This window comes from Mycobacterium sp. (genome assembly GCF_032162605.1).
Taxonomy (GTDB): Bacteria; Actinomycetota; Actinomycetes; order Mycobacteriales; family Mycobacteriaceae; genus Mycobacterium.
In genome coordinates this window covers 1-4,380 of sequence record NZ_JAVROT010000151.1, presented here as the reverse complement: position 1 = coordinate 4,380, position 4,380 = coordinate 1, and the positions used below count along the sequence as shown (strand labels likewise).

Below are 4,380 nucleotides of genomic sequence, written 5' to 3'. Positions count from 1 at the left end.
ACGCTCGCGTTCCTGCTCTCTGACGAATCGAGCTGGATTACCGGCCAGATTCTCTCCGTCGACGGTGGACTGATGTTGCGCGAGTAGCCATCGGCGGCTACGCCTGCGGGGGCGCCGTTTCGCTGCCCTCGCCGTCCCCGGCCGCGGAAGGTCAGTCGTGGGCCTCGATGTCGTCGAGTGCCCCCTGGAGGAGTCGGCTGGGGTCGGTCTGGTCCCCGTCAAGCAAGAACAGGTAGGCCGACCCGATGGTGAGGGCCAGGAGCTCTCTGGCCTTTGTCTCGGGCCGGACTGTGGACCGAATGGAGCCATCAGCGATGCCTTCGGCGACGTGCGCCCGGAAGTCCCGTTCAACGTCCTGCAGCCACGCTGCGATGCGAGGCTGAAGATCGGGGATCGAGGTGGCGGCTTCGAAGTTCAGGACGAAGACCGCTCGCAGGAAGACGGACGATTCGTCGGCCAGCTCCTTGAGTGCATGCGCTGACCCGCGCAGTCGACGGAGCCCAGTCGTGGCCGACGGCGCTCGCGCACTGACGAGGCGGCGCTCGTAATCACTGGCGAGGATGTCGGCGATGAGTCCGGCCTTCGAGCCGAAGCGCACTCGGACCATCTCCCTGCTGTAGCCGGCCCGCTCCGCGATCTGCGCTGCGGTGGTTCGGTGGTAACCCTGCTCGGCGATGAGCTGGGCGGCCGCTTCGAGCAGGCGATGGGTGGACTCGTCGACCCGTTCGGCTTGCGTCGGCCGTTGGAACGAAGCGGGCATTCCACGATTCTGCCCGCCCGATCCCCTACGGGCCGGTTTGGCCCTCGCGGTAGGCGGTCACGACCGGGGCGAGTTCGTCGGGCGTGGCGCCGTGGAGGATCACGGCGTCGGCACCGAGGGCGCGCTGGCCGCGGACGGCGCGAGCGCACGCCTGGGGTGTGCCCGTAGCCGCGGCTGCGAGCCACTCCTCGGGGATGAGTGTGGCGACGTGCTCGAGTTGGTCGGTCGTGGCGTGTCCGTCGATCGAAGCGGTGAAGCCAGCGACGAGCGGGTCGGCGCGGAAGCGGGCCAGTACCGCCGGGTCCCAGCCGTTGGTTTCGACGAGCAGGTCGCCGTAGGCCTGTAGGTAGGTGGCGAGCCGCCCGACGGACTTCTTGAGCCGAAGCGGCTCGGGGATGTGATCGCCGATCGTGGCGAAACAGGACCACACCCGCACGTCGGCCGGGTCGCGGCCGGCGTGAGCGGCCGCGTCCTTCACGATGCCGACGCAGCGGGCCAAGGTCTCATCGGTGAAGTACGTGTGCAAGATGACGTCGTCGAACAATCGGCCGCCGAGTGCGAGCGAGTTGGGACCGAACGCCACCAGGCCAAGAGGGATGGTCTCGTCGAAGTCTGGATCTAGACGGAGTAACGGATACGACCCGGCTGGGCCGTTGTGGCCGATGATCGCCTCTCCCTTCCAGAGGCGGCGCATCAGGCCGACGAAGTCCTCAAGCTGGTCCGTGGTGATGCGGGACAGCCCCATGGCGTCAAGAAGGAGTGGGATGCCACGACCGAGGCCCAACGTGAAGCGCCCCTCGGTCATGCGATGCATCGTCGTGGCGTAGGAGGCGGTCACGATCGGATGGCGACTGTTGTGGTTGGTGGCCGCGGTGATGATGCGCAGACGATTGGAGACCGCGGCGGCGGCGCCCGACAGGGTCACCGCCTCCTTGAGGTCGAACCGCTCGGAGATGAAGAGTGCGCCGAGGCCGAGAGCCTCAGCATCGCGAACCTCGTCGATGAGAGCGCGGGGAGACTCCGGCGCGCCACCCAAGACATAGAAGCCGAGTTCGGGCAGTAGTTCCTGCATCCCGTCAGCCTATGTAGATAGTTGCGGAACCGCAAATAAACGAGATATTGTCGCGGCATGAGTCCTGTGGCCGGGAATTCGTCTGCGTCGATGCCGATTTCGATTGGGGAGGTGACACCCGAGTGGCTAACTGCAGTGCTGCGGGCTGACGGTGCGCTCGCAGCTGATGGCACCGTGATGGGGGTGGCCACCGAACAGATCGCGGTTGGCACCGGCTTCCTGTCCGACATATTTCGCCTACGTCTGCAGGGCGACGGGCCCGCGAGCCTCATCCTCAAAGTCCCTGCGACGTCCGCGCTGTACCGGGCCACGGCCAAGGGCGCCAACGTGTACGAGCGCGAGGTCGTGTTCTACCGGGACCTCGCGCGGTCCTGCCCGCTGCGAACGCCACGCGCGTATTACGCGGAGTTCGAGGAATCCGGGGCAATGGTGCTCCTGCTCGAAGATCTCGGCCTCCTCGAAGCGCCCGACCATCTGGAGGGCCTGCAACTCGGCCGGGCCGGCCTGGTGATCGATCGCCTTGCCGAATTCCACGCTTGGGGCGCTTCGCCCAACCGCCCATCCCTTGATCCAGCGATCTTTCCCTCGGTGGTCGACCACGTCGGACAACTCGGCGCCGTCATCCCGCTCGGGTGGGAGACCTATCTCGCCAACCGCAGACACGACCACCCACCCGCCATCGACCGATTGATTGAACGCCTGCCCGATCTCACCCTCGGGTTGGCGGCTTCGCTGACAGATCCGGCCTGCCTCGCCCACGGCGACCTGCGGATCGACAACCTGTTCTTCGCCGGCAACGACGTAGCCGTCGTCGATTTTCAGTTCTGCACGCGGGCCAGCGGCATCTATGACGTCGCCTACTTACTCTCCCAGGGCCTGGACACGACCGTCCGTCGCGGGCACGACCGCGAGTTGGTCGGCCGCTACGTCCTCGCACTCCGCTCCGCCGGGCTCTCCATCGACGACGACACCGCGTGGGACCAGTACCTGCGTGCCACTGCCCTCCTGGTGGTGTTCCCGCTGGGCGCAATACTCGGCTGGTCCACGCTCGGCGAGCGAGCGCGAGATCTCGTCCTCACGCTCATCGAACGATGGGCTGCCACGGCAGTCGACGTCGAGGCCACGACGCTGGCGTCATGAGGACACCATGAGAGGTCGTGGAGGCCTACAACTTCGAGCTGTGGAACAAGCGGCGCCGGATGGCGTTGGCCGCGATCGCGAACGGTGCCGTCAGCTGGCTGGCTCGAGCAGCTCGAGGTCGAGCTCGACCTTCACCACCTCGCCGAGCATGACGGCACTGACCCCGGGCGGGAGCTGAACATCGATGCCGAAGTCCTTGCGGCGGACCTCCATCGTCCCCTCGAAGCCGGCGTGGCGGGGACCGCCCGGGAAGCTCTCGATGCCGCCGAAATCGACGGCGAGGGTGGTCGGACGGGTGACCTCGCCGATCGTCAATTCGCCGTCAACCCGGTACTCCGAACCTGCACCGGTGACCCGAGTGGAGCGGAACACCATCGTCGGACGCTTGGCGACATCGAAGAGGGCGGGCGACAGCGCGTTCTTGTCGCGGTCGGCGTTAGCGGTGTCGATCGATGCGACGTCGACGGTTGCCACGATGGTGGTCGTGTCTAGTGTCTCGCCGATGACGATCTCGGCGTCGAAGCGGTTGAAGCGCCCCCGCACCTTGGACACGCCGAGGTGCCGGACGGTGAACCCGATGAACGAGTGGTGCGGGTCGACCGCCCACCGGCCGGGGGCCAGGGGTAGCGAGACGCTGGTGGTTGATGCGGTGGTCATGCTCGGAACGCTCCTCGATGGTGGCAGTGGTGGAGACGACCGGTGCAAGCCCGGACCCCTGGTGGCGTCGGACACACCGCCCGAATATGTGCAAATTACAGTATACCGCTAGTCACTAGCAATATAGTGTTGCTAGCATTTCACTCGGCGGACACGGCAACGAAACCCCGGACGAGGTCGATGATGCGATCGACTGCATCTTCGGCGGAAATGGGCATGTCGCCGGTCCGCACTACGTAGTCGCGATACCAGTTGGCGGCGAGGATGCAAGAGGCAGCGAGCAGGTACGGTCGACTGTCGCGTGCTGGGTCAACGGCCATGCGGTCGGCGATGGCCAGAGTCACCCCCTCGATCAGCGCCTCGCGAACGGCGAGCCCTTGGGCCCGGACGCTATGGGAGGACTTGGTGAGTTCGGCGCGGTGGCGCTCGTTGTCGATGTCGACCATCAGATTCGCCGCAAGGTCCTTGATGCCCGTGCGCATCGTCTCGAGCAGGGGCAGCTCGGCGGGCTGGGCGCGCACGGCGTCGCCGAGGTGACCGGTCCAGTCGCCGAGATCCGAGAAGATCACCGCTTCCTTGGACCCGAAGTGTCGGTAGAAGGTCGAGGGGTCGACATCGGCGCGATCCGCTATGTCGTTCACGGTGACGGCGTCGAAGCCCCGTTCGGCAAAGAGCTCAAGCGCGACGGCCGCCAAGCCATTTCGCGTCTCGAGGCGCTTTCGGTCACGCCGACCGATCGCCGGGCGGACAT

Annotated in this window: 6 protein-coding genes; 2 read left to right on the top strand and 4 right to left on the bottom strand. The window is 66.3% G+C overall.

Annotation, left to right across the window (positions count from 1 at the left end; genetic code table 11):
* Positions 1-87, top strand: an 87-nt coding sequence (locus QOI01_RS09320; RefSeq protein WP_526380159.1) for an SDR family oxidoreductase, incomplete at its 5' end; no start/stop codon positions are given.
* Between the two features lie 64 nt (positions 88-151).
* Here QOI01_RS09320 and QOI01_RS09315 read toward each other — a convergent pair.
* Both QOI01_RS09315 and QOI01_RS09310 read right to left on the bottom strand, forming a co-directional pair.
* A complete protein-coding gene (locus QOI01_RS09315) occupies positions 152-760 on the bottom strand; it encodes a TetR/AcrR family transcriptional regulator (protein ID WP_526380157.1) in 609 nt (202 codons plus the stop codon).
* 25 nt (positions 761-785) lie between these two features.
* Positions 786-1,832: a TIGR03857 family LLM class F420-dependent oxidoreductase gene (locus QOI01_RS09310; protein WP_526380155.1), complete on the bottom strand. Its 1,047-nt coding sequence runs from the start codon at positions 1,830-1,832 to the stop codon at positions 786-788.
* Positions 1,833-1,922: 90 nt separating this feature from the next.
* On the opposite strand from QOI01_RS09310, the gene QOI01_RS09305 reads away from it, so the two are divergent.
* Positions 1,923-2,972, top strand: coding sequence for a phosphotransferase (locus tag QOI01_RS09305; RefSeq protein ID WP_526380153.1), 1,050 nt, complete (start codon positions 1,923-1,925; stop codon positions 2,970-2,972).
* 90 nt (positions 2,973-3,062) lie between these two features.
* Here the strand turns inward: QOI01_RS09305 and QOI01_RS09300 are convergent, their stop codons facing one another.
* Positions 3,063-3,629 carry a YceI family protein gene (locus tag QOI01_RS09300; protein ID WP_526380151.1) on the bottom strand — a complete coding sequence of 189 codons (567 nt, stop codon included), beginning with the start codon at positions 3,627-3,629 and terminating at the stop codon, positions 3,063-3,065.
* Between the two features lie 140 nt (positions 3,630-3,769).
* On the bottom strand, positions 3,770-4,380 hold a 611-nt coding region (locus QOI01_RS09295; RefSeq protein ID WP_526380149.1), incomplete at its 5' end, for a TetR/AcrR family transcriptional regulator.

Coding starts and splice junctions, on each gene's coding strand:
- QOI01_RS09315 (WP_526380157.1), bottom strand. CDS start 760: ATGCCCGCTTCGTTCCAACGGCCGACGCAAGCCGAACGGGTCGACGAG.
- QOI01_RS09305 (WP_526380153.1), top strand. CDS start 1,923: ATGCCGATTTCGATTGGGGAGGTGACACCCGAGTGGCTAACTGCAGTG.
- QOI01_RS09310 (WP_526380155.1), bottom strand. CDS start 1,832: ATGCAGGAACTACTGCCCGAACTCGGCTTCTATGTCTTGGGTGGCGCG.
- QOI01_RS09300 (WP_526380151.1), bottom strand. CDS start 3,629: ATGACCACCGCATCAACCACCAGCGTCTCGCTACCCCTGGCCCCCGGC.